The sequence below is a fragment of the Brevundimonas sp. genome, assembly GCF_031082345.1.
Taxonomy (GTDB): Bacteria; Pseudomonadota; Alphaproteobacteria; order Caulobacterales; family Caulobacteraceae; genus Brevundimonas.
Genome location: NZ_JAVHLH010000317.1, coordinates 1 through 2,809, shown reverse-complemented (window position 1 = coordinate 2,809; position 2,809 = coordinate 1). Strand labels below are relative to the sequence as shown.

The 2,809-nt window shown below is 71.0% G+C and carries 5 protein-coding genes and 1 pseudogene; 2 read left to right on the top strand and 4 right to left on the bottom strand.

What is annotated here, in order from left to right:
• A complete protein-coding gene (locus tag RDU12_RS14640) occupies positions 1 to 540 on the top strand; it encodes an FKBP-type peptidyl-prolyl cis-trans isomerase (protein ID WP_308685357.1) in 540 nt (179 codons plus the stop codon).
• A gap of 14 nt (positions 541 to 554) precedes the next feature.
• Here the strand turns inward: RDU12_RS14640 and RDU12_RS14635 are convergent, their stop codons facing one another.
• From RDU12_RS14635 to RDU12_RS14625, 3 genes are read right to left on the bottom strand one after another with little or no spacing between them, the layout of a single operon-like run.
• Positions 555 to 1,217, bottom strand: a complete 663-nt coding sequence (locus RDU12_RS14635; protein ID WP_300292895.1) for a glutathione S-transferase family protein — start codon at positions 1,215 to 1,217, stop codon at positions 555 to 557.
• Positions 1,218 to 1,242: 25 nt separating this feature from the next.
• Positions 1,243 to 1,728 carry an SRPBCC domain-containing protein gene (locus tag RDU12_RS14630; protein ID WP_300292896.1) on the bottom strand — a complete coding sequence of 162 codons (486 nt, stop codon included), beginning with the start codon at positions 1,726 to 1,728 and terminating at the stop codon, positions 1,243 to 1,245.
• Complete coding sequence (locus tag RDU12_RS14625) at positions 1,725 to 2,072, bottom strand: helix-turn-helix transcriptional regulator (protein WP_300292897.1); 348 nt, start codon at positions 2,070 to 2,072, stop codon at positions 1,725 to 1,727. The genes RDU12_RS14630 and RDU12_RS14625 overlap by 4 nt, the downstream gene beginning before the upstream one ends.
• Before the next feature lie 104 nt (positions 2,073 to 2,176).
• Here RDU12_RS14625 and RDU12_RS14620 point away from each other — a divergent pair, with 104 nt between their 5' ends.
• Positions 2,177 to 2,560: a hypothetical protein gene (locus RDU12_RS14620; RefSeq protein ID WP_300292898.1), complete on the top strand. Its 384-nt coding sequence runs from the start codon at positions 2,177 to 2,179 to the stop codon at positions 2,558 to 2,560.
• Here the strand turns inward: RDU12_RS14620 and RDU12_RS14615 are convergent.
• A pseudogene (locus RDU12_RS14615) lies at positions 2,557 to 2,809 on the bottom strand (hypothetical protein); the annotation flags it as partial. The gene RDU12_RS14620 and the pseudogene RDU12_RS14615 sit on opposite strands and share 4 nt — an antisense overlap.

Below are 2,809 nucleotides of genomic sequence, written 5' to 3'. Positions count from 1 at the left end.
CTGCGCCGTGCCGGCGCGCCGCCCGCCGCCGCGCGCGGCGGGGTGCTCACGCACGGCGAGATCCGCATCGACGCCGGGCGCCGCCTCGCGGCCGCCAACCTGCGGGCGGCGGAATTCTTCCTGGAGTCCAACGCCACGGCGGACGGCGTCCGGACCCTGCCGTCAGGGGTGCAGTACAAGGTGCTGCAGGCGGGTCCGCCCGGCGGCGAGCGGCCCGACGGCAACGATCTGGTGCGCGTCGACTACGAGGGCTCCCTGACCGACGGGACGGTTTTCGACAGCTCGTTCGAGCGCGGCCAGCCGGCGGTCTTCACCATCGAGGAGGGCATCTCCGGATCCATCATCCCGGGGATGCGCGACGCGCTCCAGCATATGACGGTCGGGGACGAGTGGCTGGTCTACATCTCCCCGGAGCTGGGTTACGGCGAGGACAGCGCCGGCGAGATCCCGCCCAACAGCGTGCTGATCTTCCGTCTCAAGCTGCTCGACGTGGCCCCCACGCCGGGCGGCACGACCGCTCTGGAAACCGCCAACGGCTGATCCCGCGCCCCCGCCTAGTCGACAGGCGGCGGGGCCGGCATCAGGTCGCCGAAGGGGGCGGCGTCCTCCAGCGCGCGCCGGAAGGACGGCCGGGCCATCAACCGGCCGTGCCAGGCCTTGAGGCGCGGCCGCTCGCCGAACGGGACCAACCGCCGGGCATAGGTCAGGATCGGGGCGGCGGCGCAGTCTGCCAGGGTGAAGGTCTCGCCCGCGCCCCAGGTCCGTCCGTCGCCGAGGCGGCGTTCCAGCAGGTCCCAGGCGGTCCCGATCTCGTTCGCGTCCAGCGCCATGACCGCGTCCGGCGGCGGCGGCCCGGCCCGGCCGAGCCGGTGGAAGATGATCCGGTTCATCGGCCCGCCGACGTAGGTGTCGATGATACGGTCCACCCAGCGGGCCTCCAGCGCCGCCTCCGGATCGGTCGGGATCAGCCGGCCGCCGCCCGCCGCCCGGTCCAGATATTCGATGACGATGCTGGACTCGTGGACGGTCCGGTCCGCCGCCGTATCGATCAGCACCGGCATCTTGGCGAAGGGCGACAGCGCCCGGAAGGCGGCCATGACCGACTCATCCGCGAAGTCGACCAGCTTCGCCTCGAACGGCAGCCCCAGTTCGTAGAGGGCGACCAGGGCCTTCTGGCCATAGGCCGAATAGGGGTGGGACCACAGGGTCAGCGACATGGTCAGTCCTCCTTCTCCCCGCCCGTCATTTGCGGCTCTCCAGCTCGCGCGCGAGGTTTTCGAGCATCTCGGCGCACCCCTCTTCGCGCAACGGAATATGCGCGCCGCCGTCCTCGCCGAAATAGGCGCCCTGCTCGGTATAGATCAGCCGCGTGCCGGCGCCGTCGGCGACCAGTTCGATGGTCGCCAGGGACGCCGAGTCCCGACGCCTCTCATTCCCGAGTTCGCGGTCCATGACGTAGCTGAGGATGATCCGGCGGTTCTCGACGATGTCCAGAAACACCGTGTCATTGAAGCCGATGTCGTTCTCCTCGCCGCCGAAGCGGTAGCGACCGCCGCCGCTGCCGCCGACGCGGAATTCGTGGCGCCACTCATGGACCGTGGCGCCCGGAGCTTCGACGAACCAGCGGCGGAATGCGATCGGGTCCGACCAGGCGTGGAACACGCGGTCCGGCGAAGCGTCGTAGCGACGCTCGATCGTGAACATGCCGTGGGCGAGTTGCGCGGTCATTTCGGTGTCTCCTCTTCGGGCCTGGTTTCATCCAGGAAGACGCCGAGCCGGTCGAGACTGCGCTCGACGGACCGGCGGCGATCGTTGATCCAGCGTTCCGCGGCGCCGAGCGCCTGCGGCTCCACCCGGCAGGTACGGACGCGGCCGACCTTATCGGTGGCCACCAGTCCGGAGGCCTCAAGAATCTTCAGGTGCTGGACCACCGCCGACATCGTCATCGGCAGCGGCGCGGCCAGCTCGCTGACCGTCGCGGGGCCGGCGGACAGGCGTTCGACCATCCGTCTCCGGGTCGGATCGGACAGGGCCTGGAAGGCCAGATCGAGCGGCTGCTGATGCTGAAGCATTTACTTAAGTATCATGAGGCGGGCCACGCTCGCAACCCCCGACCGCAACCCCTCGTTAATCGGCGCGGCGCACCCTCCGTGCTGACCATCCTCGGAGCGGCGCCATGGCGACCATCCAGACCACCACCTACCGGCGCCAGCGGGACCATTTCGAGCCGCAGGACGCCGATCCGCAGGAGCAGCGACGGCTGCGCGGCCTGCTGGAGCAGATCGACTATTCCGCCTTCGTGGCCAACCGCGAGGTGATCGGCGCCGCCCTGTCCGGCCTCGACGCCGCGGTCTTCCAGCGACTGGCGATTCAGACCGCGACGGCCCGGGCCAAATGGGTCGGCGAGGCCCTTCGCCAGAGCGACTCGGGCGCACCTTCGACTCCCGACCAGATCGCCCGGCTGACCTCGGCGCGCACCGCCTATGAGGAGCTGGCCGAGGCCTATGAGGGTCTGCGCCGCATGGTCGAGCGCGGCTATCTGACCCTCAAGTCCGCCTAGTCGGCCGCCGTCCCGAGCGGCTGGGGCCGGGTCGCGATCGGCGCGTCCGGATCCGAGGGCGGGCGCTCCGCCGCGGTCGGCGGCGGCCCCACGGGCGCGGCAGGAACGATCTCGATCTCCGGTTCGGTCGGAGCCGTCGAGACCGGCGGCCGCGCGGGCTCGAGCGTCTCTGCGGGGGTCGCGGCCGACGGAGAAGGCGTGCGCGCCGGCGCCGGCGGGGTCGCGACGGCTCGCTCGGGCGTGACCGGG

Bases quoted from the DNA above. Each gene is read 5' to 3' on its own strand.
- RDU12_RS14630 (WP_300292896.1), bottom strand. From the start codon at position 1,728: ATGACCGCGCAACTCGCCCACGGCATGTTCACGATCGAGCGTCGCTAC.
- RDU12_RS14635 (WP_300292895.1), bottom strand. From the start codon at position 1,217: ATGTCGCTGACCCTGTGGTCCCACCCCTATTCGGCCTATGGCCAGAAG.
- RDU12_RS14620 (WP_300292898.1), top strand. From the start codon at position 2,177: ATGGCGACCATCCAGACCACCACCTACCGGCGCCAGCGGGACCATTTC.
- RDU12_RS14625 (WP_300292897.1), bottom strand. From the start codon at position 2,072: ATGCTTCAGCATCAGCAGCCGCTCGATCTGGCCTTCCAGGCCCTGTCC.